Here is a 25,280-nt window from a genome sequence, read left to right as displayed (position 1 = left end):
AAAAAAGCCCCGTAGTTATACGAGGCTTTTTTCAATAAATGTTTTGTTAATTATTCTCCTTTGATTCCTTCTTTCATTTTATCGAAATCGCTTTCCTGCTCTTTCTTTGGCCAACTATTGTTAGTTGTATCAATATCGGCAGTTTCCATTTTAGGGTCTATCTGAATTCCTTTTAGCTCAGATGTGGATGAAATCACCATACTTACCTCTTTGCTGTTCTTTCTCCAGATTTCTGGCGGATAGGTTACATTTTTTACAGAACCATCAGCATATGTATACTCAACAATTAAAGGCATTGGTAAACCACCCGGACTGTTGTACGTTACTTCGTAAAAATACTTAGGCTCTTTTATAGCTGCTCTTTCAGCTGCCGTCATATTATCCATCATAAATTCCTTCAACGTTTTAGAAGTTTCAGATGGTAAATTATTCTTTAGTTCCGGTGATACCATACCGGCATCATCATACTCCTCTAAATATACCATTGGTGGTAAATTGGACTCTGGTATACCGCGCTCTGCCAAGTATGCTTTCATCTTCTTGTTCGGCTGGTCGCTTACGTAGTATTTCTTAATATCCTTTACGGCCATATCCACATAGTCGGTAGTATAGAACCATCCTCTCCAGTACCAATCTAGATCAACGGCAGATGCATCTTCCATTGTTCTAAAGAAATCTTCTGGGGTTGGGTGCTTAAATTTCCAACGGTGAGAATAGGTTTTAAACGCATGATCGAACAATTCGCGACCCATTACGGTCTCTCTCAAAATATTCAAGGCTGTTGCAGGTTTTCCATAGGCGTTTGGCCCTAATTGAAAAACGTTTTCAGGGTTAGACATAATTGGTGCAATAGTACTTTGATCACCGCTCATGTAAGGTACGATCTTAGCTGGATCCCCTCTTCTTGATGGGTATTTTGCATTAGGCGCAATAGCTTCTGGATATGCTTCCCCAAACTCTTGCTCTGCCATATACTGCATAAAAGTATCTAAACCTTCATCCATCCATCCCCATTGACGCTCATCCGAATTTACGATCATTGGGAAAAAGTTATGTCCTACCTCGTGAATGATCACACTGATCATTCCGTATTTAGTCCTGTCAGAATAGCTTCCATCTTTATTTGGTCTACCGTAGTTCCAACAGATCATTGGGTACTCCATACCTTGTCTTTTGGCATGTACCGAAATTGCTTTAGGGTAAGGGTAGTCAAATGTATGCGAAGAGTAAGATTTCAAAGTATGTGCTACAGCTTTTGTAGAATACTCTTCCCATAATGGGTTACCTTCTTTAGGGTACATAGATACCGCCATTACGTCCCTGTTACCCAATTTTACCGCTTGCATGTCCCAAATAAACTTTCTTGAAGTTGCAAAACCAAAATCACGAACATTCTCCGCTTTTAGCTTCCATGTCTTTGTTTTATCTGAAAAACCTTTTTCTGCAGCTTCTGCTTCTGCTTGGCTTACAATGATCACAGGCTTGTCATATGATTTTTTCGCTTTTTCATAACGCGCCATCATTTCTTTGCTATATACTTCTTTTCTATTTTGAAGTACACCTGTACCATCTAAAATATGATCTGCAGGTACGGTAATGTTCACCTCATAATCCCCAAAAGGAAGAGCGAATTCGCCATTACCCCAAAACTGGTGGTTCTGCCATCCTTCAACATCATTGTAAACGGCCATTCTTGGGAAGAACTGTGCAATTACATATGCTCTGTTACCGTCTTCAGCAAAATACTCATAACCTGATCTTGCCCTATTAATCGTATGATCCGGTATATTATAGTTCCACTTGATCTTAAAAGCATACTTATCCCCACTCTTTAACGGCGTAGGTAAGTCTACACGCATCATAGTAAAGTTAATGGTGTAAGGCAATGCTTTTCCTGAATCGTCCTTAACGTAATCTATATTAAAACCGCCATCAAAAGGTTCGGTCATAAAGTTACCTACAAATTTCTCTGGAGAATCTCCCAAAGAAATACCGCTACCATTTTTTAAAGCCGCCTTAGAATCTTTAGCTCGTACATTTTGGTCTAACTGCACCCATAAATACTCCAAATCATCTGGAGAATTATTGGTATATGTAATGGTCTCTTCACCAAATAATTTAGCATTCTTATCATCTAAACGAATATCCATTACATAGTCTGCCTGCTGCTGGTAGTAATCAGGACCAGGTGCACCAGATGCAGATCTGTAGGTGTTAGGAGTAGAAAACTCTTCATACAATTGTTTGAATTTACTCTGGTTGTAGTGCCCAGGTTCCTTTTCTTTGGTCATCGTTTCTTGAGCAAACGTTACGGCCGTAAAAAGGAATAAAATAGACGCAAATGCGTACTTTACTCTTTTCATTACTTGGTTTTTTTAGTGTCCGAAAATTAAAGTTTTTATAGGGATATCTTAATATATGTTACAAATTTAACATTCCTTTAGGACGGGATTTCACCAAAACATGGCTTTTTTTTGTGCCTTTTACTTTCATATGCACCACGTTTTGCTGATCATCATAAATATCTGTAAGGACTTCATCTGTAATACCAATTTGTTTTAAGTTGGATAACGGAATATTAGGTACTTCTAAATAACAAATGACCATATCAGAATCATACTTATGACCTATAAAATCATAGGTTGCGTTTTCTTGGTTTACTTCTACCAAGAATTTTGTGCGTAAGTATTTTTCAAGAAAATCCTTGTCCATTTCCGTTTCCTTAGCAGTACCCAGGTTTGCAGTATAACCATATCTTTCTTTGAGTACCGTATTCATATCATCTATAAAAACACGGGTAATGATCTGTATGGCCTCATCTTTTTCAGAATAGTCTACATTGGTAACACTAATGTAAAATTTGTGGGCCCCTACGAATGCAAAAAGGGGGAGTATCAATAATACCAATACCGGTTTAAAAATTTTCATAATGTATGGTTTCATATGCTATGGAGCAAAGTACATGCCAAATATAACACCCCTAATCCAAAGCATTATTCTTTCTGTACAGTATACTCTTTTGTCGTAGGTATTCCCAAATTTCCATTTCATTATGGTTATCTACAATTTGCTGAAAACGGGGATCAACCTCGCAATAATATAGAAAATCATCTATTTTATCAATAGGGATCAACAACTGTTCTTGGTATACACTATCTTCATAAAACTTACGCACCCGCTCCGTTCTATCATACAGTTTATTGCGCTCTACCCGCTTCTTCAACATTTTGGTACGCCCGGTAATGGCATTGATCAATGGGTCAAAACTCATTATGGGGTTTGCTGTAGCCGCAGAAAGTTCCCTTTCGGCCTTGGTAGGTATTTTTACGTAAGCATTTGGTAAACCTAAAGTAGATGCGGTAACTATGGGATCCAATTCTAAAGTAGGTAGATCCTTTAAAAGGTTACCACTAAGATTATAGGGCGTTACGGTAACCTCATCTAATTCCGTAAGCGCTTCTTCCAAACCTACAGAGATAAACTTGCTTTCCAAAATTGCGGTATTTACCACCACAATTTTCTTCTTATATTGTATGGCCGAAAATTCTAAGGTATCCAACAATTGCACGGCAACCGTAAAAAATCCGTTTTCATCGGTAATGGTGGCCCGTTGCGATGTTAAGTTAAGTACATGAGTGGCGGCAACGTCACCGTCATCACTATATACCCTGCCCTCTAATTTCTTTGTCTCGCCCAATTGGGAGAAAACCGAAATACTAGCAAGCAAAAAAAAGAATAGGAGTCTACTCCTCATTTAAATCTTTAAGAAACGATTTACTATGATTCACCAATGCATCGATCAATTGAAATTCATTTTCCTTTTTAAGTAATGACTTTGCAGGCATTCTAGCATCACAGTAATACAAAAACTCATTGATCTTATCTTGTGGTATCTGCAGGTCTACAACAAAGAAAGAATCGTCATATACCTGTCTTAGTACCTCACTCACCTTTAATGATGGAGTCTCTTCGGCAGCTTGGTCCTGAGATTTAAAAATGGCCCTGAAGATATTGGCAAAATTAAGACCGTCTTGCATACCTCTATCCACATCGGACATGGCAATATTCTCTACCTCTGTCCCTCGATCTATTTCGTACTCGTGCTGTTTAAATTCTTCGTTTCTCATTTTCAAAAAACGTTCTTGCTGTTCTGGGGTAATGACCACTTCGTCCAACTCCGTCACTTTTTCGTTTACCTCTACCACCAAACGGTTATTCGCTAAAATTTCCTCGGTTACGGTCACTACTTTTATATTGTAGTTTACTGCCGTAAAAACTAATTGATCACCCACTTTCACATTGATCTTAAACTGCCCTTGGTCATTGGTAATGGTTGCATGCTCAGAAGTTGAGTTGATCACATTTTCATTGGGAACTCCAATGCTCATGTAGATTACCGAACCTCTTAAAAGTACTCTAGCATCATCTTGTGCAAAGCCCGATAATGTGATAAACAATACAAATAAAAAAAGTAATTTTCTGGTCATTTAGTGTGTATTAAAAGGGATGATACCCTACCCATAGGGTATTCAAAAGATAAAGAAAAGATTTGTAACTATTATAAAAAAAATCCTGTCAATAAACTTTTGTTAATTTCTTATCTTCCAAGAAAGCAATAGGTCCTTATCTTCATGTAAAACCATACCGTACAACGACCATACATGTACTTTAACCCAATAGCACATTATTTCAACTTATAAATAAAAGGTATTACCAAGATAATTCTATTTTTGTTTATCGTTATTTTCTCGTCATAAGACACTAAGTATGAAAGCAATAATTTTATTTATTTTCTTTATTTTTTTGACACTGCCCCCCGTATTCGGACAAATTAAAATAGGAGACAACCCCCAAAATATAGATGCTTCATCTGTTCTAGAGCTAGAAAGTTCTTCTAAGGTATTGGTCATTACCCGCGTTACAACATTAGAAATGGAAGCCATTACCCCACAACGTGGTGGTTTGGTCTACAATACCGATACGGAATGTGTTAATTACTATGATGGCACCCAGTGGGTAAACCTTTGTGATGCCGTGAACTTTACCATAACCAATGACCCCATCATCAATGGCAGAAGTACCATAGAGATTACGGAATCTGCGGCAGGGTACAACTTAGAAGTTGCCAAAAACAGCATTTTGGGCGATAATATTATTGATGGAGGCATTGGTCCAGATGATATACAGGACAATTCTATAACACAGGACAAACTGGCTGCGGAATCCGTAGGATCCAGCGAGCTTAGACAAAATGCGGTAGGTTCCGTAGAAATTAGGGATGGTAGCATTGCCCCAGAAGATATGGCCAACACTATAGCCGATCAGGTGTTGACTACAGATGAAAATGGCATTGTACAATGGGAAGACACCAACGATCTTTTTGACCTGACCTTTGATAAATTGGACAATACCTTAACTATTTCCAGATCAACTACACCAGGTGTTTCTACCATTAGTTTAGAAGCTTTGGTAGGATCAGATGATCAGCAGTTAGATCTTACAGGAAATATTCTTAGCATAGAGAATGACCCTAATACGGTAGATTTATCAACTTATTTACAACAGATCAGTATTAATAACAGGAGAATTACCCTTACTAATGGTGGGTTTATAGATTTACCTGCTGGAACCGTAAACACGGATAATCAAACTCTTACGCTTACGGGAAATACCTTAGCGATTTCAGGAGGAAACAATGTTAATTTAAATAAGTATTTAGATAATACGGACGAGCAACAATTATCTATTGCAGGAAATCGTATTTCACTAACTGACGGTGGTTTTGTTGACCTTCCACCGGGCACCGTGGATACAGATGAACAACAATTGTCTATAGTAGGAAACCGTATTTCTTTGACCGATGGCGGATTTGTAGATATTCCCGAAGGAAATCTTAGTTTAGATGACGGATTTATTTTTGTAGGTAATGCAGCAAGCGAACCTACACCTGTTGCCGTAGGGGGAGATGTTACCATGAACAATATAGGTGAATTTACTATTGAAGATGAAGCGGTTACGCCTATTATGATTGAACCCGCACCAGGAATATTGACCGAAGATCAAGTTTTGATTACAACTACTGCAGGTGTTGTTGAATGGGCGAATTTTCCACCAGGTGGAGGTGGCGGAGATGACGATCAAAATGCAAGCGAAGTACCCTATGACAATGCAGCCTCAGGATTAACAGCAACTAGCACACAAGCAGCTATTGATGAACTGGCTGGTGCCGGATTTGTTGATACGGATGATCAAAATGCAAGTCAGGTAGATTATGACAATACAACTTCCGGATTAACCGCCTTAACCACTCAAGCGGCTATAGATGAACTGGCCGGTGCCGGATTTGTTGATACGGATGATCAAAATGCTAGTCAGGTAGATTATGACAATACAACTTCTGGATTAACAGCAACTAATACACAGGCAGCTATTGATGAATTGGCTGGTGCCGGATTTGTTGATACTGACGAGCAGAACATCGATGGGTCCATTCTTACGGGAGATGTCCTTACCATTGGTATCGAGGGGGGAAACAACCAAGACGTGTCCTTGGCAACCTTCGCACTTGATACCGAAGTGGCCACCGCCATTGCCGCATCCGATACAGCAGATGGCGACAAAAGCGATACTAATGAAATACAGAACATAACCTCAACGAACGGATCGGTTACCGTTACACCAAGTGCAACCGGCAATGATTTCGACCTCGCCGTCCCAGGAAGTTCTGACGACCAGAACATCGATGGGTCCATTCTTACGGGAGATGTCCTTACCATTGGTATCGAAGGAGGAAATAACCAAGACGTTTCCTTGACAACCTTCGCACTTGATACCGAAGTGGCTACCGCCATTGCCGCATCCGATACAGCAGATGGCGATAAAAGCGACACGAATGAAATTCAAAATATAACCTCAACGAACGGATCGGTTACCGTTACGCCAAGTGCAACCGGCAATGATTTCGACCTTGCCGTCCCAGGAAGTTCTGACGACCAGAACATCGATGGGTCCATTCTTACGGGAGATGTCCTTACCATTGGTATCGAGGGGGGAAACAACCAAGACGTTTCCTTGGCAACCTTCGCACTTGATACCGAAGTAGCTACAGCTATTGCCGCGTCCGATACAGCAGATGGCGATAAAAGCGATACGAATGAAATTCAAAATATAACCTCAACGAACGGATCGGTTACCGTTACGCCAAGTGCAACCGGTAATGATTTCGACCTTTCTGTAACAAGCGGTCAAAATATTACAAACGCAAATTTGGATTTAGATGCCGATAGAACTGTAGGACTAGCTGGCAATGATTTATATTTTACAGGGTTAGGATCAATTGGTATTGGAACAATCACCCCTTCAAACAAACTACATGTTGCAGGCGCTATAAGATCTGAAGGAGCACTAAACTCAAACGGAACAGCAAATGAACCTGCTTATAGATTTAATAGCGATACCAACATAGGAATGTATCGTATAGCCGCGGATCAATTAGGATTTTCCACTAGTGGTGTAGAAGCAATGAGAATAAATGCCGCAGGCGATGTAGGTATTGGTATTGCACCAACCTCAAAACTTCATGTTGATGGTGATATAAGAGCGGAAGGGGCAATAACTGCATCCGGAGCAATAACTGATGGTATTCCCGACTACGTTTTTCAAAAATACTTCTTGGGCAATTCCATTCTAAACCCTAGCTATGAGTTTAATGATTTAGCTGAAATAGAAGCTTTTGTTAAAGAAAACAATCACCTACCTGGTATTCAATCTGCACAAGCAGTAAAAGAACAAGGGTTTTGGAATGTGAGCGAATCCTCTAGAGTCAACCTTGAAAAAATAGAAGAATTATTCCTTCACACTATTGAACAAGAAAAGAAAATTAAAGAGCTCCAAAAAGTCAATACTAACATGAGTTCAGAATTAGAGGCTTTAAAAACCCAAATGGAAGAGATCAAAACCATGTTATTAGAAAAGCAGAACGACTAATGAAAAACATAGCCTTCTTATTTTTCTTTTTATGCACGGCAATTGTTTCTGCACAATCTGCCCTATATAATAATGGCAATTTGCGCATTCATAACGGTGGCAGTATTGGTTTCCATACCAATTTCATTAATGAATCTCCCATGGACAACAACCTTGGGCTGGCTGGTTTTTATGGTTCAGAACGCATTATCGTTTCAGGAACGGTAACACCACAATTCTATGATATGGAGCTCGCATTGGAAAATGATATGCAGTTAGATTTAGGTGTGGACAATATTAGTAATACCAATTTTATTTTTGGTAACATTCTTACTAACCTATCACAACCTAATATTTTCTATAATTTTGTAGATAATTCTTTTTACAACGGTGAAAATGACTTTAGCAAAATTGAAGGCTATGCGGCTATCACCAATCAGCAAGAATTTGGCTTTCCTATCGGGGACAACGAGTATTTAAGGCCTCTAATTCTAATATCTGAAAGTGTTAACCTTTTCGCTAAAAGTGCTTACTTCTATGAAGATGCCAACAATCCTTTTTCCTTGGCAAACACCTACAATACCGCTACCAAGGCTTTTGATGTCGAATTGGTTAGTACAGCCGAATTTTGGCAATTAGAAGGCACGGTACCCTCAACGGTTTCTTTAAGCTGGAACCTACGTAGTAATCTATCTAGACTAACAAATGATGTTTCTTTGATCATACCTGTGGGATGGAGCAAGGCACAACAGCAATGGGTAAATTTATCTAGAAGTGCCCCTGTTGGCACAATTACCGAAGGCTTCATAACCACAAGATCAATTCTGCCAGATGAATTCGAGATTATTACCTTTGGCACATCAAAAGAACCGTATGAACCTCTTGCAAAAGATGTCCTTTTTATTGATAACTTCTTTGTATCGGTAAACGGCGATGGGGTTAACGACACCTTCTATATTGAAGAGCTAGAGGAATTCAACAGTAATTTTGTTCAAATTTATGATCGTTACGGACTCAAAGTATTTGAAAAAACGAATTATACCAATGAGTTTGTAGGTTTTTCCAATTTGGACAATGTACCTTTTGGTGCAGAAGAGGGTTTACCTACCGGTGTATATTTTTACACTATCCACATTCCAGATGAGGATTTAAATTACCAAGGCTTCTTGTATTTAACACGATAAAATATATAGTAAAAGAACAGGAGACAATCTTTATTTTAATGCGATTTTTCCTACTTTTTATTATTTTAAAATAACCGCTACACCCCACAACCATTAGATAAAGCGCAGATTACTAGGTTGAAATGAAACACTTGTCTACATTCCCAACATATTTGCCTAAGTACACAACATATTCTATTTTTCTTACAAAACCCCCTTTATTTTTACAGATGTTAACATATTCCCCACATTGTAAATGTCTTCAAAAATTAAATTTCTTTTATTCTTCTCATTTATTTCTTTCTGTGCCACGGCACAAGTAAAAATAGGTCAGAACCCTAACACTATTCATTCAGCTTCTATTGTAGAATTAGAGAGTACGGACAAAGCTTTTGTGCTTACCAGACTTTCCACCGCACAAATGCAGGCTATTACCCCTTTGAACGGTGCAGTAGTGTACAATACCGACACCCAATGTGTTCATTATTTCAACGGAACAGTATGGACAAACCTTTGTGACGGCATTAATACCAACGATTTTTCTTTTACAGATAATGGTGACGGCACCATAACCCTAGATGATGGCAACGGTAATACGATTACTTTTAACGGAGCGGCACAAACCATATCTACACTTATTGATAATGGTGACGGTACATACACGTACACCAATGAAAACGGAATAGAAACCGTTATTTCAATAGCTGTAACCGACAACCAAAATTTACAAACCGATAATACCCCAGGTAATATTAGTATTGATAATGGCAATGCCATTGCAATCAATGTGGACGATGCAGATGCAGATGCCCAAAATGAAATACAGACCTTGAATTATACATCGGGCGTACTTACTTTATCTAACGACCCCAATGCAACTGTAGTAAATTTATCGGCATTTGATCAAAATGCTGCTGATGACTTCTCCGGAAGCTTTAATGATTTAAGCGACCTACCTGCAAACTTAGATATAGATGCTACAGATGACTTCAATACAGCCATCACTTTTGACGGAACAAATTTAACGGTATCGGATGCCGGTGGCGATGTAAGTACGGACATCAGCGGATTGGCATATGACGACACGGCATTAAGAGCGGATGTGGACCAAAATACTGCGGACATAGATGCTTTGGAAACAGAGCAAACCACTCAGAATACGAATATCGCTACAAACGCAACAGATATTGATAACCTAGAAGGGGAACAGACTACTCAAAATAATTCCATTGCTACGAATGCTACGGACATCGATGCATTGGAAGCGGAGCAAACTACTCAGAACAATTCCATTGCAACAAATGCAGCCGATATCTCTACTAACACAGCAGCTATTGCTGCACATAACACTGCCGATGGAGATTTGAGCGATTCCAATGAATTCAACACAGGCATCAGCTTCGACGGAACGGACCTTACCGTAACCGACCTTGGCGGTGACCAAACCGTGGACATCAGCGGATTGGCATATGACGACACGGCATTAAGAGCGGATGTGGACCAAAACACTGCAGATATAGATGCTTTGGAAACCGAGCAAACAACACAGAACAATTCCATTGCAACAAATACCTCGGATATCTCCACTAATACTGCAGCCATTGCAGCGCACAACAGTGCCGATGGTGATTTGAGCGATTCCAATGAATATAACACCGGTATCAGTTTCGACGGAACAGACCTTACCGTGACCGACCTTGGTGGTGACCAAACCGTGGACATCAGTGGATTGGCTTATGACGACACGGCATTAAGAGCCGATGTGGACCAAAATACTGCCGATATAGATGTTTTGGAAGCAGAACAAACGACTCAAAACAATTCCATTGCAACAAATGCAACTGATATTGATAACTTAGAAGCAGAGCAAACAACACAGAATAACAATATCGCTACTAACGCTGCAGCCATTTCTGCCCACAATACTGCCGATGGAGATTTGAGCGATTCCAACGAATATAACACAGGCATCAGCTTCGACGGAACGGACCTTACCGTGACCGACCTTGGTGGTGACCAAACCGTGGACATCAGCGGATTGGCGTATGACGACACGGCATTAAGAGCCGATGTGGACCAAAATACTGCCGATATAGATAATCTTGAAGCGGAACAGACGACTCAGAATAATGCGATAGCAACTAATGCAACTGATATTGACAATCTAGAAGCGGAGCAGACTACGCAGAATAATTCCATTGCTACGAATGCTACGGACATCGATAATTTAGAAGCAGAACAGACTACGCAGGATAATTCCATTGCTACGAATGCTACCGACATCTCCACTAACGCTGCAGCCATTGCTGTACATAACACTGCCGATGGAGATCTGAGCGATTCCAACGAATATAACACAGGCATCAGCTTCGACGGAACGGACCTTACCGTGACCGACCTTGGTGGTGACCAAACCGTGGACATCAGCGGATTGGCGTATGACGACACGGCATTAAGAGCCGATGTGGACCAAAATACTGCCGATATAGATGCTTTAGAAGCGGAACAGACAACACAGAATACCAATATCGCAACCAACGCAACTGACATTGATAATCTTGAAGCGGAACAGACTACGCAGAATAATTCCATTGCTACGAACGCAACGGACATTGATGCATTGGAAGCGGAGCAAACTACGCAGAATACCAATATCGCAACCAATGCAACCGATATCTCCACTAACACAGCAGCCATTGCTGCACATAACACTGCCGATGGAGATTTGAGCGATTCCAACGAATATAACACAGGCATCAGCTTCGACGGAACGGACCTTACCGTGACCGACCTTGGTGGCGATCAAACCGTGGACATCAGTGGATTGGCGTACGACGATACGACATTAAGAGCGGATGTGGACCAAAATACTGCGGACATCGATGCTTTGGAAACCGAGCAGACCACTCAGAATAATTCAATAACAACGAATGCTTCGGACATCGATGCATTGGAAGCGGAACAGACTACGCAGAATAATGCGATAGCAACAAACGCTACTGACATTGATAATCTTGAAGCGGAACAGACAACACAGAACAACTCCATTGCTACGAATGCAACTGATATCTCCACTAACACAGCAACCATTGCTGCCCACAATACTGCTGATGGAGATTTGAGCGATTCTAACGAATACAACACAGGTATCAGCTTTGACGGAACGGACCTTACCGTAACCGATCTGGGTGGTGACCAAACCGTGGACATCAGCGGATTGGCGTATGACGACACGGCATTAAGAGCGGATGTGGACCAAAATACTGCCGATATCGATGCTTTAGAAGCCGAGCAGACCACTCAGAATAATTCAATAGCAACTAACGCAACAGATATTGACAATCTGGAAGCTGAGCAAACTACGCAGAATAATGCGATAGCAACAAACGCTACTGACATTGATAATCTTGAAGCGGAACAGACAACACAGAACAACTCCATTGCTACGAATGCAACTGATATTGATAACTTACAAGCGGAGCAAACTACTCAGAATAATTCGATAGCAACTAACGCAACAGATATTGACAATCTGGAAGCAGAACAGACTACTCAGAACAATTCCATTGCTATGAATGCTACGGACATCGAAGCATTGGAAGCGGAACAGACAACACAGAACAACTCCATTGCTACGAATGCAACTGATATCTCCACTAACACAGCCGCCATTGCTGCACATAACACTGCCGATGGAGATTTGAGCGATTCCAACGAATTCAATACGGGTATCAGCTTTGACGGAACGGACCTTACCGTGACCGACCTTGGTGGCGACCAAACCGTGGACATCAGCGGATTGGCGTATGACGACACGGCATTAAGAGCCGATGTGGACCAAAATACTGCCGATATAGATACGTTGGAAACCGAGCAAACTACGCAGAATAATTCGATAGCAACTAACACTACTGATATTGACAATCTGGAAGCTGAGCAAAGCACACAGAACAATTCAATAACAACCAATGCAACCGATATCTCCACTAATGCTACAGCTATTGCAGCGCACAACAGTGCCGATGGCGATTTGAGCGATTCCAACGAATTCAATACGGGTATCAGCTTTGACGGAACGGACCTTACCGTGACCGACCTTGGTGGCGACCAAACCGTGGACATCAGTGGATTGGCGTACGACGATACGACATTAAGAGCGGATGTGGACCAAAATACTGCGGACATCGATGCCTTAGAAGCCGAGCAAACGACTCAAAACAATTCGATAGCAACCAACGCAACAGATATTGACAATCTGGAAGCTGAGCAGACTACTCAGAATAATTCAATTGCTACGAATGCTTCGGATATTGATAATCTGGAAGCTGAGCAAAGCACACAGAACAATTCAATAACAAGCAATGCAACCGATATCTCCACTAACACAGCAGCCATTGCTGCACATAACACTGCCGATGGAGATTTGAGCGATTCCAACGAATACAACACAGGTATCAGTTTCGACGGAACGGACCTTACCGTGACCGACCTTGGTGGCGATCAAACCGTGGATATCAGCGGATTGGCGTATGACGACACGGCATTAAGAACCGATGTGGACCAAAATACTGCGGACATCGATGCTCTGGAAACCGAACAAACAACACAGAATACGAATATCGCTACAAACGCTACAGATATTGATAACCTAGAAGCGGAACAGACAACACAGAATACCAATATCGCAACCAATGCAACTGATATTGATAATCTTGAAGCGGAGCAAACTACTCAGAACAATTCCATTGCTACGAATGCAACCGATATCTCCACTAATGCTGCAGCCATTGCTGCCCATAACAGCGCCGATGGAGATTTGAGCGATTCCAACGAATACAACACAGGCATCAGCTTCGACGGAACGGACCTTACCGTGACCGACCTTGGTGGCGACCAAACCGTGGACATCAGCGGATTGGCGTATGACGACACGGCATTAAGAGCCGATGTGGACCAAAATACTGCCGATATAGATGCTTTAGAAGCGGAACAGACAACACAGAATACCAATATCGCAACCAACGCAACTGACATTGATAATCTTGAAGCGGAACAGACCACTCAGAATAATTCCATCGCTACGAATGCAACTGATATTGATAACTTAGAAGCAGAACAGACTACGCAGAATAATTCGATAGCAACTAACGCAACAGATATTGACAATCTGGAAGCGGAGCAAACAACTCAGAATAATTCAATTTCATCAAATTCAGCCGCTATTGCTGCACATAACACTGCAGACGAGGACTTAAGTGCCACCAATGAAACCAACACTAGTTTTTCTACTGTTGATGTTGCCGGTACCATCTACTTAAGAATATCTGATTCTAATGGAGATTTAGACGTTCCTTTATCCGATTTATCTCATACCGGTACTACTGGATCTGTTTTCTTTGCTGGAGCAGATGGTACTCCAACCGAAAATAACGGTCAATTATTCTGGAATTCCAGCAGTAATAGTTTGGGCGTAGGAACTTCAAGCCCAACAAACAAGCTTCATGTTTCAGGAGCAATTCGTTCTCAAGGAATTTTAAATTCCAATGGAACAGAAAATGAACCGGCATACCGATTTAATGATGATACCAATACTGGTATGTTTAGACCTGCAGCTGACGAAATTGCCTTTACTGTTGGTGGTATAGAAGCCATGAAAATCGAAGAAACCAGTAGTGACACATCAGTAATCATAAACGAAACTTTAGAATTGGAAGGTGCTGTTCTAGATGAAAATGATTCGCCTGGTACCGCTGGTCAAGTATTAACTTCAACAGCTACCGGTACTGAATGGGTAAATTCTATGAGTCCGATTAAAGCCATTGGAAAAATAAGTGCTGCTGGTGGGGTCACCAAAGCAACAGCCGGAGTTACCGTAACTAGAATCAGTGTTGGTTATTACAGAGTTACACTACCTACGGGTGCGGTATCTGATGCAGATTATATCATTCAATTAACACAACCTGGAAGAGGTGGTGCTGGTAACGACGACCCTGGTATCTCCTACTCCAACCAAACCGCAACTAGTTTTGAGGTAATCATAGGTGATAATGACAACGGTGGCACAGACCGTTCAAGATTTGATTCTGAATTTATGTTCACTGTTTTAGATTTATAAAAATGAGATTAAAAAATTACATCCTATATTCTATCATATTTCTAACCGGTGTCATTGCCAATGCCCAACTGGAAAGTGGATTATTGCTTGGGTTAACCAATGCCACAACGGCTGATATAAACGCAACTACAGACGCCGCAAAAGGATCATTGGTCTTTAATACGGATACTAATCAAGTATATGTTTTTGATGGCACTTCTTGGAATCAAATGTGGCAGAAAACTACCTATACCGGCACTTTTAGAATATCCGGATCCGGTACACTATCGGTTAGCGGAATTCCTTTTCAACCAACTTCAGTATCGTTTGTTGCTTATGCCAACGTAGAAGATTTTAATCTTGACAGCGATAACGGTACCAGAAACAATGAAACAGGCCTACCTAACGCTTATGGTAGCATGAAAGGATTTGCTAGGGATGATAACGGCTCCATTACCGAGCAAGTTATCTTTAATGGAGGTAGCGGAAACTCTATTAATGATATTTCTAGATATGCTTCAGATTCACATAGTATCGGTGTAAGATACGCCAACCAAAATGGTGATAAATTAGGCTTGACCACAGCGACGGTTACCGCATTCACCTCTACAGGTTTTACATTGAATACAGATAATTATGCCGATGGGGTTGTTGTAATTTATGAAGCACATAGATAAGTTTATGAGAAATACCTACACCTTAATACATTCCATATGCATTGCTCTCTGTACCATATACAGCTACGGTCAAGATGCCGTACATAATTATGGTAATATCCAAATTCATGATGACGGACTTGTAGGTTTTCACATGGATGTAATAAATAACGGAGCTTTTAACCAAAACAAAGGTCTAGTGGGTTTTTATGCCATGGATAAAGCTTTGACCATATCTGGCGGATCCAATCCTATTTTCTATGATTTTGAGATTGCCGTAGATAATGATCTTTATGTTGATAATACCGTGGGTGTCTTAAACAATGCCAATTTCATTACAGGTGATGTTGTGACCAATAGAACCGCATCAGAAGTCAATATTAATTTTCTAAACGATTCATTTTATATAGGCCAAGGCAATACCACAAAGGTAGATGGCTATGCGGCTATGAGTAATAAAACCGACTTCACCTTCCCCATTGGTCAGTTCGATAAGTTACGACCATTGACCATTTCCTCAGAAAGTTCAAACGATTATACTAAAGCTGCCTATTATTTTGAAGACCCTAATACTCCTAGTATTGTAGGTACTACTTTTGATACCAGTTTGACCGAAAATCAATTTTTATCGGTTAGCGAATATGAATTCTGGCATTTAGAAGGTAGTATTCCATCAAAAGTAACCTTAACATGGGACCAAGATAGCAATGCCAGCCTTTATGGTGATTTTATTACAGACCTAAAAGTGGTAGGTTGGAGTATTATAGACAAAGTATGGGTCAATTTGGGCAATACCAATGTAGAGGGAGATTTTAATAGCGGTTCTATTACCTCCGAAGACTTTATACCAAGTGATTACGAAATCATAACCATTGGTGGTAATTCCGATCTTCTGGAAACTGTTGAGAACATATCTTTGGACAATTATTATATGACGCCAAATGGTGATGGCATCAATGATTTTCTTGTCATAGAAGGTATAGAAGGCTCACCAAATAATACCTTACAAATCTTTAACAGGTACGGTAGAATGGTATATTCAATGAAGAATTATAACAACGAATTCAATGGAATATCCAATGTCAACGGTGTCATTGCAAAGAATATAGGTTTACCATCGGGTATTTATTTTTATATAGTTACCCTAAATGATATAAATCTCAGACATCAAGGGTATTTATACCTTACCACAAGGGAAGACAACTAATCTTACATCTTTTAAGATCAAGATTTACTATTTTTACTTTATTATGGAATGAATTGACCACTTTCACTAGTTTTTTTCTTTTGATAAAGTTTGGCAAATATTTTGCTCCATTAACCTCAATATTCAGATATGCAAAGAAGAACGTTTATTAATAAAAGTAGTTCGGCAGCCTTGGCTCTTGCCTTAACACCCACATTATTTATTCAAGAAGAAAAGGAATATGGTATTCTAGAGCTTATGGGTAAAGAAGATATTGAACTTTTTGGTAAGGGTATCAATCTACGCAAAGAAGCACACGATGCTTTTATTGAAATGAAAAAGGCCGCATATAAAGATGGTATTGATTTAAAAATTGTATCAAGTTATAGAAGCTACGATAGACAAGAGGCAATTTTTGAGCGTAAATTTTTAAAATATACAGATGATGATGGCATGAACCCTACCGATGCTATTGATAAAATCATTGAATATTCTACTATACCCGGTACAAGTAGACATCATTGGGGTACTGATATAGATGTTGTGGACGGTTACAGAAAAGTAGATGGCGATGTATTGGTACCACATAAGTACGAAGGTGACGGACCCTATGTTGATTTTAAGAAATGGATGGATGAAAACTCTGAAACTTATGGTTTTTATTTAGTTTACACCAATGAACCCAAAAGAAGAGGTTTTAAGTATGAACCATGGCACTATAGTTATGCTCCATTATCAATACCTATGCTTGAGCAATTTAGAAGCAAGAATGTTGCCTCAATTATAATAAGAGAAGACTATTATGGTGCAGAGCATTTCACAATGAACTTTTTAAAGTCTTACATTCAAAATAATATTTTAGATATCAATAGGAAGCTATTATAAGCATTTTGTACATTAGAGCCTGTACTATAACACATTACCATGAGAAGAGGAAGTTGGAAAATTAGAATATTCATTGGTTTGGCCATTGTTGCCTTCGCTTTTATACAGAAATGCAGCAATACAGAAGAGAACCCTTATACAGGCCGATCACAGCATATTACAATGACCCCTGATCAAGAAATTGCCATAGGATTACAAAGTGCCCCAGAGATGGCTCAACAACATGGCGGACTCTACCCAGACCAACGTTTACAGTCTTTTGTATCATCGGTAGGCAACAAATTAGTTCAAAATAGTATCGCTAGGGAAACGCCATATGAATATGACTTTCACTTATTGGCAGATGACCAGACCATTAATGCTTTTGCATTGCCAGGCGGACAATGTTTTATTACCTACGCTTTATTCTCACAATTGAACGAAGCTCAATTGGCCGGTGTACTAGGTCATGAAATAGGTCATGTAATAGGTAGACATTCCGCTGAAAGAATAGCTGATAGCCAAACATGGCAAACAGCGACCATGGGTGCAACCGTTGGTGCCGGAGACATGGGAAGTATTGTTGGCAGCATAGGTCAAAGTACTTTATTAAAAAATGGGAGGGGCGATGAATTGGAAAGTGATGAACTTGGCGTTCTTTTTATGATTCAATCTGGATATGACCCTTATGAAATGATCACGGTTATGGAAATTTTAAAAGCAGCGGGCGGACCCAACCGTACTCCTGAATTTCAAAGTACCCACCCTGATCCAGAAAATAGAATAGAAAAAATAAAAGAAGCTATAGCAAAGTATAAAAATCAAGGTTAATCCGATTTTTTTTACACTTCATCTAGTGCTCGCTATACGCTACCAATATTTTTGTAACTTTGGGTAAGTCCCAAGCTTATTTTACCATTTATCTATTGCCTTTATAGCTATGATTTAATCATAGAAGAACACTATAATGGGAACAATTACACATTTCAAAAACTTGTACGTGCAGGCATTTGAAAACTGTAAACCAGAAATATTGGTTACATTTTTAAAAGTCTACTCGGTGTTTTGCGCCCTAATGATATTTATGGCAATGTATGCCTTCGTTGTTAGAGCCGTAAACGGATTTGATTTTTAACGCGTTTTACTCTTTTACCTGAACACTATTTGGAGTAGAATTTTGTATTAATTAAAAAAAGGCCCATTGAAATTTCAATGGGCCTTTTCAAATTTAATTTTCTAATTTCTTAAGAATCTTGCTTTATAACTTCTAATACATCTTTAGCATTAGATTGCTTGGCATAGTCTTTAGCAGTGTAGCCTTGATCACTCTTGATGTTTAAATTTGCGCCGTTCAACAATAAAACTTTTAATACCTCTGCCTTATTGTAACGTGCAGCATACATCGCCGGTGTTAGTCCTAAAGATTTTTCGTTAAGCTCCGCCCCCGTTGCTATTAAACTTCTAACCTTATCCACATCTCCCTTAATTACCGCCTTACATAATGAACTAATTTCATCATTTACGGTAATAGATTCAATAGTATATGTATTAGAATTTTCAATACCGGTTACATTGGCATTAGCTATCGAGAACACCCCTATACAGAATAAAAATGTAATTACTTTTTTCATAATATTTATATTTTATTTAGTGTTAAAATTATCAATATTATAAATTTACATATAAATCATTAAGATATTCTTAAATTTAAGAATTAAATAATATATATTTAACACTTACACCGTATCAAATTGACATTCTTGTTCTTTAAGCTTTTTCAACTACAACAATAATTGAAATAATTAACTGCCAGCTGCAATTTCAATAAGTTCAAGAGCATCGGTTGCATTTGATAATTCCGCATAACGTTTCGCGGTATAGCCTTGGTTACTTTTTAGATTTAGATCCGCCCCATTATCAATGAGAATTTCTAAAACATCCACCTTATTATAACGGGCAGCAAACATGGCCGGTGTCATACCTAGAGATTTTTGATTTACATCTTCACCAAGGTCAATTAAACGCTTAACCGTTTCTAAATCCCCCTTAATTACCGCTTTACAAAATGAACTGATGTTTACCCTTTTTACAAGTGTTGTGTTAGAATCTGTAGCGTTGCTAGTTTTGTCTGCAGCCAAAATTGTTGACCCCATGGTAAGTGCAACCATGGATAATGTTAGAATTACTTTTTTCATGATGATTGATTTTAATTGATGAAGTACAATAGCGTACATTTAAAAGACGCTTGTCTACATAAATTGTTTCAGCCTTTAACATTGTTATAACTAAACTTTAACAAACAAATCTTAACACAGAATACAAATTTGTTGTGTTACTCCAGCTTTACAAAAAAGGTAGGTAATGTAGTAGCTTAACTTAATAGATCATAGTATTTTTGTAGCCTTAAAACCTAATAAAGATGAACAAAAAAGTAATCTTAATGATATTAGATGGCTGGGGCAAGTCTCCAGATCCAGAAGTATCTGCAGTAGATAAAGCCAATACTCCTTTTATAGATAGTTTATATACCAAATATGCTAATTCCAATTTGTTGACCGACGGAATGAATGTTGGTTTGCCAGAAGGTCAAATGGGAAATAGCGAAGTAGGTCATATGAACTTAGGTGCCGGTAGAATAGTTTATCAAGATCTTGCCAAAATAAATAAGGCGGTCAACGAAAATACCTTAAGTTCAGAACCGGTCTTAAAAAGTGCTTTTGACTACGCGAAGAAAAACAATAAAGATGTTCATTTTTTAGGCTTGTTAAGCGATGGTGGTGTACACAGCCATACAAACCATATTAAGGGTTTAATAGCTGCTGGAAAAGAATCTGGTGTAAACAATATGTATTTACATGCATTTACCGATGGTAGAGACGTTGACCCAAAAAGTGGAAAAGGCTTTCTAGAAGACATTGTAGCATACGGTTCTGATAAAAACACAAAATTGGCAACGGTTATTGGTAGATATTACGCCATGGACCGCGACAAAAGATGGGAACGCGTTAAAGAAGCTTACGATGTAATTGTAAATGCCGAAGGTGAAAAATCTACCGATATCGGTAAAACAATCCAAAAAAGCTATGATGCCGATATTACTGATGAGTTTATTAAACCTATCGTAATGACCAATACGGACGGTACTCCTATTGCTTCTGTAAAGGAAGGGGATGTGGTTATCTTCTTCAACTTTAGAACTGACCGTGGTAGAGAATTGACCCAAGTACTAAGTCAAGTAGATATGCATGAACAGAATATGCACAAACTTGATCTTTACTATGTTACCCTTACCAATTATGATGAATCTTACAACAATGTTCATGTTGTTTACAATAAGGACAATATTGTAGAAACGCTAGGTGAGGTTTTATCCAATGCGGGTAAAAAACAAATAAGAATTGCCGAAACCGAAAAGTATCCACACGTTACTTTCTTTTTCAATGGCGGTAGAGAAGTTCCTTTTGAAGGAGAATCGCGTATATTATGTCCGTCACCAAAAGTGGCTACATACGATCTGCAACCAGAAATGAGTGCATTCGAGATTAGGGATAAAATCATCCCTGAAATCAAAAAAGGAGATGTAGATTTTATTTGCTTGAACTTTGCGAACCCAGATATGGTTGGTCATACCGGTGACATGAATGCCGCGATCAAGGCATGTGAAACTGTTGACGAATGCGCAAAAGACGTTATTACCGCAGCTATAGAAAAAGATTTCTCCGTAATCGTAATTGCTGACCACGGTAACTGTGAGACCATGATCAACGAAGATGGCTCACCTAACACGGCACATACCACCAACCCTGTACCATTAATTTTGGTGGACAAGGATATTCATCAAATCAAAGATGGTGTACTAGGTGATATTGCACCAACGATATTAAAATTAATGGGCGTTGAACAATCAAAATTTATGACCCAAAATTCTTTGGTATAATTACAAAACCAACCCATTAGCACATCATGAGCACGATTAAAATAAAAACAGCTGAAGAGATTGAATTAATGCGAGAAAGCGCCTTGATCGTTTCCAAGACCTTGGGAATGATCGCTGCAGAAGTTAAACCGGGAGTTACGACTCTTCAGTTAGATGCTATGGCAGAAACTTTTATTCGCGATCATGGTGCAGTACCTGGCTTTTTAGGTTTATATGATTTTCCAAACTCTTTATGTATGAGCCCTAATGCACAAGTGGTACATGGTATTCCAAATAATACACCATTGAAAGAAGGTGATATCATCTCAATAGATTGCGGTGCTTTAAAAAACGAATTTTACGGTGACCATGCATACACTTTTGAAGTAGGCGAAGTTAGCCCTGAGGTAAAAAAACTTCTTGAGGTCACTAAAAAATCACTTTATGTTGGCATACGTGAATTTAAAGTAGGTAACCGTGTTGGTGATGTAGGTTATGCTATTCAAAAATTTACGGAAGACCATGGCTACGGAGTGGTACGTGAATTGGTTGGTCATGGTTTGGGAAGAAAAATGCACGAAGGTCCTGAAATGCCAAATTATGGTAGACGCGGAAGAGGTAAAAAGTTTCTTGAAGGTATGACGGTAGCTATAGAGCCTATGACCAATATGGGGACTAAAAATATTAAACAACTTAAAGACGGATGGACGATACTTACCGCAGATGGTCAACCTAGCGCCCATTTTGAGCATGATGTTGCTATTGTGAATGGAAAACCAGAGCTATTATCCACTTTTAAATACATTTATGAAGCCTTGGGTATTGAAAGTGATGAAGAAGATGAGTTTACTTCTTCCATCGTAAAAAGCTAGTCAACAAGCATGAAAAAAATTTTTAAATTTTTTCTCAACCTTGTTCCTAGACCGGTATTAATTTCACTTAGCTATTTGGTAAAACCATTTTTTAAGGCTTATTACCGGGGCAACACCTATGAAGATCCAATTGATGGCAACACCTTTAGAAGTTTTCTACCATATGGATATGAAAACCCAAGGGAAAATGTGCTTTCACCCTCTACCCTATCTTTGGAAAGACATAGATTGCTATGGATGTTTCTGAAAAAGGAAACGGACTTTTTTACAGCCCGTTTACACGTATTACATTTTGCACCAGAACAAGCTTTCTATAAAAGATTTAGAAAATTAAAGAACCTTAATTACGTAACTACAGACCTAAATTCTCCCTTAGCGGACGTTAAAGCAGATATATGCAACTTGCCTTTTGAAGACAACAAGTTCGATGTGATTTTATGCAATCATGTATTAGAACACATACCAGATGACACCAAAGCGATGTCTGAATTATATAGAATTTTAAAACCAGGCGGTTGGGGCATTTTTCAAATACCACAAGACTTAAATAGGGAAAACACCTTTGAAGACGATTCTATAACGGACAAAGTAGAACGTGCAAAGATTTTTGGTCAATATGACCATGTTCGAATTTATGGTAGAGACTATTTCAATAAATTGAGAACTATTGGTTTCACGGTCGAAGAAATAGATTTCACAAAACTTTTGAGCCAAGAAGAAATAGATAGATACCGACTAGCTCCTGGTGAAATCATTCCATTAGTAAGGAAATAATTATTCCACTACTAACGATTTAAATCCTTGTGTCATATATTCCTGAGTATCACCATGCTCATCTATATATACGATATAAGCCTCTAAACTTTTATTCTCACTGATTACCTTAAACGCCTCATCTAGGTCCATTGCCATGAAAGCGGTAGCATAACCGTCTGCCGTAGCACAATTATCAGCTAAAATGGTTACGCCTAGTGTATTGGATAATTGCGTGTAACCGGTTTTAGGATTTACGGTATGAACATATTTTTTACCAGTTGCCTCATCTACCCTGTATTTACGGTAATTTCCTGACGAAGCCAATGCCTTGTCGTTTAAATTGATTAAAATTCTGGTAGCCCTGCTTATATCCATTTCAGGGTCATCAATACCTACTACCCAAGATTTATTCTTAAGCACGTTTTTACCTTTCGCTACAAGTTCACCACCCACCTCTATTAAGTAGTTTTGAATTCCCTTAGCATTTAACATGGCAGCCAACCTGTCTATAGCATAACCTTTGGCAATTGAATTAAAATCTAAATAGATGCGACTATCGGTCTTTATAATATGATTATTCTGATTTAAAGAAACCTTGTCAAGACCAACATAATTTAAAAGACTATCCACTTTTAAACTATCCATAGTTATTTTTTGCTCAGGTCCAAAACCCCAAGCATTCACCAATGTACCAACAGTAGGATCAAAGAAGCCATTTGTTTCCTTATGAATGGTTTGTGACAGCTGTAAAACCTCCTTGAACATAGCATCTACAACCACAGTGCTATCACCATTATTGACCCTTGATATATCCGACTCTGGAATATATGTAGATAACGATTGGTTAATGACCGCAAATACCGAATCAATTTCTGGTTGTAAGTCAGATTTATTCTCCGTAAAGGATATAATACTATATGAAGTACCTAAGGCTCCACCAACATTATCATTACGTACAAAATTATCACTGCCGAATTTACACGATTGAAGACCAACAGCAAGCAAACCAATTATTAAAAAGTACTTTTTCATATTTCTACCAAACCATCATAATCAACAATATACTCCTCATCTAAATACACCGGTAAATTATGGTCAGCTGCATTCACCAACCCCACACCTGCATAAAATGTAGTTGCCTCAAACTTAAGGGCGTGTTCTTTCATTTTCTTTAAATCGGACATAAAAAAATCTAAATCCTTGGGATCACCTGGATATTCAATTGCCTTAACCACAATAAAACGCATCTTCTTATCCTTGGTACAAACAAATTGCGGATTCTTACGCAATTCACTATTGACCGCTAAAAACTCAAACCCTGCTTCCTCTAACTGCTTCCCAACAATATTCATTGCCAAATTGTGAAGCTCCTGTTCTGTTAATACGTGCATATCTAAATAAAATTATAAAAAAAACCGATACATTACATACCGGTTAATTCATTCTATTTCAACAACTTATAACTTATCCTCCAAAGTCATCAAAACGTATATGTTCATCTGGAATTCCGAAATCTTCACCCATTTTCTGAACAGCTTTGTTCATTAACGGTGGTCCACAGAAATAAAGTTCAATATCTTCTGGAGACTCATGAAGACTTAGGTAGTTATCAATTACACAATTGTGTATGAAACCTACGAAACCATCACCAGGTGCATCTATATTCTCTTTTACTTTCCAATTATCTTCTTCTAATGGTTCTGATAATGCCAAGTAGAATTTGAAATTTGGAAACTCTTCTTCCAACTTATAGAAATGATCAAGTAGAAAAGTTCTCTTTAGAACGACCACCGTACCAGTAAGTTACT

Annotated in this window: 19 protein-coding genes and 1 pseudogene; 11 read left to right on the top strand and 9 right to left on the bottom strand. The window is 38.9% G+C overall.

Going from position 1 to position 25,280, the window contains the following annotated elements:
* Positions 1-50: 50 nt before the first annotated feature.
* The 4 genes from CSC80_RS12735 to CSC80_RS12720 are packed head-to-tail and all read right to left on the bottom strand — an operon-like array spanning position 51 to position 4,487.
* On the bottom strand, positions 51-2,363 hold the full coding sequence (locus CSC80_RS12735; RefSeq protein WP_071340108.1) for a M1 family metallopeptidase: 2,313 nt from the start codon (positions 2,361-2,363) through the stop codon (positions 51-53).
* Positions 2,364-2,421: 58 nt separating this feature from the next.
* Entirely contained in the window at positions 2,422-2,928 is a 507-nt protein-coding gene (locus CSC80_RS12730; RefSeq protein WP_099192350.1) for a DUF6702 family protein, read from the bottom strand.
* A gap of 52 nt (positions 2,929-2,980) precedes the next feature.
* Positions 2,981-3,754: a hypothetical protein gene (locus CSC80_RS12725; RefSeq protein WP_180268620.1), complete on the bottom strand. Its 774-nt coding sequence runs from the start codon at positions 3,752-3,754 to the stop codon at positions 2,981-2,983.
* Positions 3,744-4,487 (bottom strand): hypothetical protein, encoded by a 744-nt coding sequence (locus tag CSC80_RS12720; RefSeq protein WP_099192347.1) that lies wholly within the window; start codon positions 4,485-4,487, stop codon positions 3,744-3,746. The genes CSC80_RS12725 and CSC80_RS12720 overlap by 11 nt, the downstream gene beginning before the upstream one ends.
* Positions 4,488-4,767: 280 nt before the next feature.
* Here CSC80_RS12720 and CSC80_RS12715 point away from each other — a divergent pair, with 280 nt between their 5' ends.
* The 8 genes from CSC80_RS12715 (at position 4,768) to CSC80_RS19505 (ending at position 19,063) form a co-directional block, all read left to right on the top strand.
* Positions 4,768-7,986, top strand: a complete 3,219-nt coding sequence (locus CSC80_RS12715) for a hypothetical protein (protein ID WP_099192345.1) — start codon at positions 4,768-4,770, stop codon at positions 7,984-7,986.
* Entirely contained in the window at positions 7,986-9,149 is a 1,164-nt protein-coding gene (locus CSC80_RS12710) for a gliding motility-associated C-terminal domain-containing protein (RefSeq protein WP_099192343.1), read from the top strand. The genes CSC80_RS12715 and CSC80_RS12710 overlap by 1 nt, the downstream gene beginning before the upstream one ends.
* Positions 9,150-9,384: 235 nt before the next feature.
* Positions 9,385-15,243 carry a hypothetical protein gene (locus CSC80_RS12705; RefSeq protein ID WP_099192341.1) on the top strand — a complete coding sequence of 1,953 codons (5,859 nt, stop codon included), beginning with the start codon at positions 9,385-9,387 and terminating at the stop codon, positions 15,241-15,243.
* Between the two features lie 2 nt (positions 15,244-15,245).
* Positions 15,246-15,899 carry a hypothetical protein gene (locus CSC80_RS12700; protein ID WP_091602225.1) on the top strand — a complete coding sequence of 218 codons (654 nt, stop codon included), beginning with the start codon at positions 15,246-15,248 and terminating at the stop codon, positions 15,897-15,899.
* Between the two features lie 4 nt (positions 15,900-15,903).
* Positions 15,904-17,085, top strand: a complete 1,182-nt coding sequence (locus tag CSC80_RS12695) for a gliding motility-associated C-terminal domain-containing protein (protein ID WP_099192590.1) — start codon at positions 15,904-15,906, stop codon at positions 17,083-17,085.
* A 129-nt stretch (positions 17,086-17,214) separates the two neighbouring features.
* On the top strand, positions 17,215-17,949 hold the full coding sequence (locus CSC80_RS12690; protein ID WP_071340116.1) for a M15 family metallopeptidase: 735 nt from the start codon (positions 17,215-17,217) through the stop codon (positions 17,947-17,949).
* Between the two features lie 39 nt (positions 17,950-17,988).
* On the top strand, positions 17,989-18,759 hold the full coding sequence (locus CSC80_RS12685) for a M48 family metalloprotease (RefSeq protein WP_074669812.1): 771 nt from the start codon (positions 17,989-17,991) through the stop codon (positions 18,757-18,759).
* 136 nt (positions 18,760-18,895) lie between these two features.
* Entirely contained in the window at positions 18,896-19,063 is a 168-nt protein-coding gene (locus tag CSC80_RS19505; RefSeq protein ID WP_172822512.1) for a DUF6747 family protein, read from the top strand.
* 109 nt (positions 19,064-19,172) lie between these two features.
* On the opposite strand, the gene CSC80_RS12680 is transcribed toward CSC80_RS19505, so the two are convergent.
* Positions 19,173-19,559 (bottom strand): ankyrin repeat domain-containing protein, encoded by a 387-nt coding sequence (locus tag CSC80_RS12680; protein ID WP_091602222.1) that lies wholly within the window; start codon positions 19,557-19,559, stop codon positions 19,173-19,175.
* 171 nt (positions 19,560-19,730) lie between these two features.
* Positions 19,731-20,123 carry an ankyrin repeat domain-containing protein gene (locus tag CSC80_RS12675; protein WP_071342490.1) on the bottom strand — a complete coding sequence of 131 codons (393 nt, stop codon included), beginning with the start codon at positions 20,121-20,123 and terminating at the stop codon, positions 19,731-19,733.
* Between the two features lie 224 nt (positions 20,124-20,347).
* Between CSC80_RS12675 and gpmI the strand changes: the two genes are divergently transcribed.
* Genes gpmI through CSC80_RS12660 form a run of 3 tightly spaced genes read left to right on the top strand, consistent with a single transcriptional unit; the run spans position 20,348 to position 23,490 of the window.
* On the top strand, positions 20,348-21,865 hold the full coding sequence (gene gpmI, locus CSC80_RS12670; RefSeq protein WP_091602219.1) for a 2,3-bisphosphoglycerate-independent phosphoglycerate mutase: 1,518 nt from the start codon (positions 20,348-20,350) through the stop codon (positions 21,863-21,865).
* A 26-nt stretch (positions 21,866-21,891) separates the two neighbouring features.
* The gene (gene map / locus CSC80_RS12665) at positions 21,892-22,716 is read left to right on the top strand and encodes a type I methionyl aminopeptidase (protein ID WP_091602217.1); all 825 of its coding nucleotides are present in this window, start codon (positions 21,892-21,894) and stop codon (positions 22,714-22,716) included.
* A gap of 9 nt (positions 22,717-22,725) precedes the next feature.
* Positions 22,726-23,490 (top strand): class I SAM-dependent methyltransferase, encoded by a 765-nt coding sequence (locus tag CSC80_RS12660; RefSeq protein WP_099192339.1) that lies wholly within the window; start codon positions 22,726-22,728, stop codon positions 23,488-23,490.
* Here CSC80_RS12660 and CSC80_RS12655 read toward each other — a convergent pair whose 3' ends face one another.
* From CSC80_RS12655 to CSC80_RS12645, 3 genes and pseudogenes are all read right to left on the bottom strand, one after another.
* Positions 23,491-24,504 (bottom strand): FAD:protein FMN transferase, encoded by a 1,014-nt coding sequence (locus tag CSC80_RS12655; RefSeq protein ID WP_099192337.1) that lies wholly within the window; start codon positions 24,502-24,504, stop codon positions 23,491-23,493.
* Entirely contained in the window at positions 24,501-24,863 is a 363-nt protein-coding gene (locus tag CSC80_RS12650) for a hypothetical protein (protein WP_058106063.1), read from the bottom strand. Before CSC80_RS12650 ends, CSC80_RS12655 begins: the two co-directional genes overlap by 4 nt.
* Positions 24,864-24,936: 73 nt before the next feature.
* Positions 24,937-25,280, bottom strand: a pseudogene (locus CSC80_RS12645) (NADH:ubiquinone reductase (Na(+)-transporting) subunit F); the annotation flags it as partial.

It is taken from the genome of Maribacter sp. 6B07 (genome assembly GCF_002700155.1).
In the GTDB taxonomy this organism is placed as follows: Bacteria; Bacteroidota; Bacteroidia; order Flavobacteriales; family Flavobacteriaceae; genus Maribacter; species Maribacter dokdonensis.
This window is presented reverse-complemented; position numbering and strand designations above follow the sequence as displayed.

Bases quoted from the DNA above. Each gene is read 5' to 3' on its own strand.
- CSC80_RS12720 (WP_099192347.1), bottom strand. From the start codon at position 4,487: ATGACCAGAAAATTACTTTTTTTATTTGTATTGTTTATCACATTATCG.
- CSC80_RS12650 (WP_058106063.1), bottom strand. From the start codon at position 24,863: ATGCACGTATTAACAGAACAGGAGCTTCACAATTTGGCAATGAATATT.
- CSC80_RS12685 (WP_074669812.1), top strand. From the start codon at position 17,989: ATGAGAAGAGGAAGTTGGAAAATTAGAATATTCATTGGTTTGGCCATT.
- CSC80_RS12725 (WP_180268620.1), bottom strand. From the start codon at position 3,754: ATGAGGAGTAGACTCCTATTCTTTTTTTTGCTTGCTAGTATTTCGGTT.
- CSC80_RS12715 (WP_099192345.1), top strand. From the start codon at position 4,768: ATGAAAGCAATAATTTTATTTATTTTCTTTATTTTTTTGACACTGCCC.
- CSC80_RS12695 (WP_099192590.1), top strand. From the start codon at position 15,904: ATGAGAAATACCTACACCTTAATACATTCCATATGCATTGCTCTCTGT.
- CSC80_RS12735 (WP_071340108.1), bottom strand. From the start codon at position 2,363: ATGAAAAGAGTAAAGTACGCATTTGCGTCTATTTTATTCCTTTTTACG.
- CSC80_RS12675 (WP_071342490.1), bottom strand. From the start codon at position 20,123: ATGAAAAAAGTAATTCTAACATTATCCATGGTTGCACTTACCATGGGG.
- CSC80_RS12680 (WP_091602222.1), bottom strand. From the start codon at position 19,559: ATGAAAAAAGTAATTACATTTTTATTCTGTATAGGGGTGTTCTCGATA.
- CSC80_RS19505 (WP_172822512.1), top strand. From the start codon at position 18,896: ATGGGAACAATTACACATTTCAAAAACTTGTACGTGCAGGCATTTGAA.
- gpmI (WP_091602219.1), top strand. From the start codon at position 20,348: ATGAACAAAAAAGTAATCTTAATGATATTAGATGGCTGGGGCAAGTCT.
- CSC80_RS12655 (WP_099192337.1), bottom strand. From the start codon at position 24,504: ATGAAAAAGTACTTTTTAATAATTGGTTTGCTTGCTGTTGGTCTTCAA.
- CSC80_RS12700 (WP_091602225.1), top strand. From the start codon at position 15,246: ATGAGATTAAAAAATTACATCCTATATTCTATCATATTTCTAACCGGT.
- CSC80_RS12690 (WP_071340116.1), top strand. From the start codon at position 17,215: ATGCAAAGAAGAACGTTTATTAATAAAAGTAGTTCGGCAGCCTTGGCT.
- map (WP_091602217.1), top strand. From the start codon at position 21,892: ATGAGCACGATTAAAATAAAAACAGCTGAAGAGATTGAATTAATGCGA.
- CSC80_RS12730 (WP_099192350.1), bottom strand. From the start codon at position 2,928: ATGAAAATTTTTAAACCGGTATTGGTATTATTGATACTCCCCCTTTTT.
- CSC80_RS12705 (WP_099192341.1), top strand. From the start codon at position 9,385: ATGTCTTCAAAAATTAAATTTCTTTTATTCTTCTCATTTATTTCTTTC.
- CSC80_RS12710 (WP_099192343.1), top strand. From the start codon at position 7,986: ATGAAAAACATAGCCTTCTTATTTTTCTTTTTATGCACGGCAATTGTT.
- CSC80_RS12660 (WP_099192339.1), top strand. From the start codon at position 22,726: ATGAAAAAAATTTTTAAATTTTTTCTCAACCTTGTTCCTAGACCGGTA.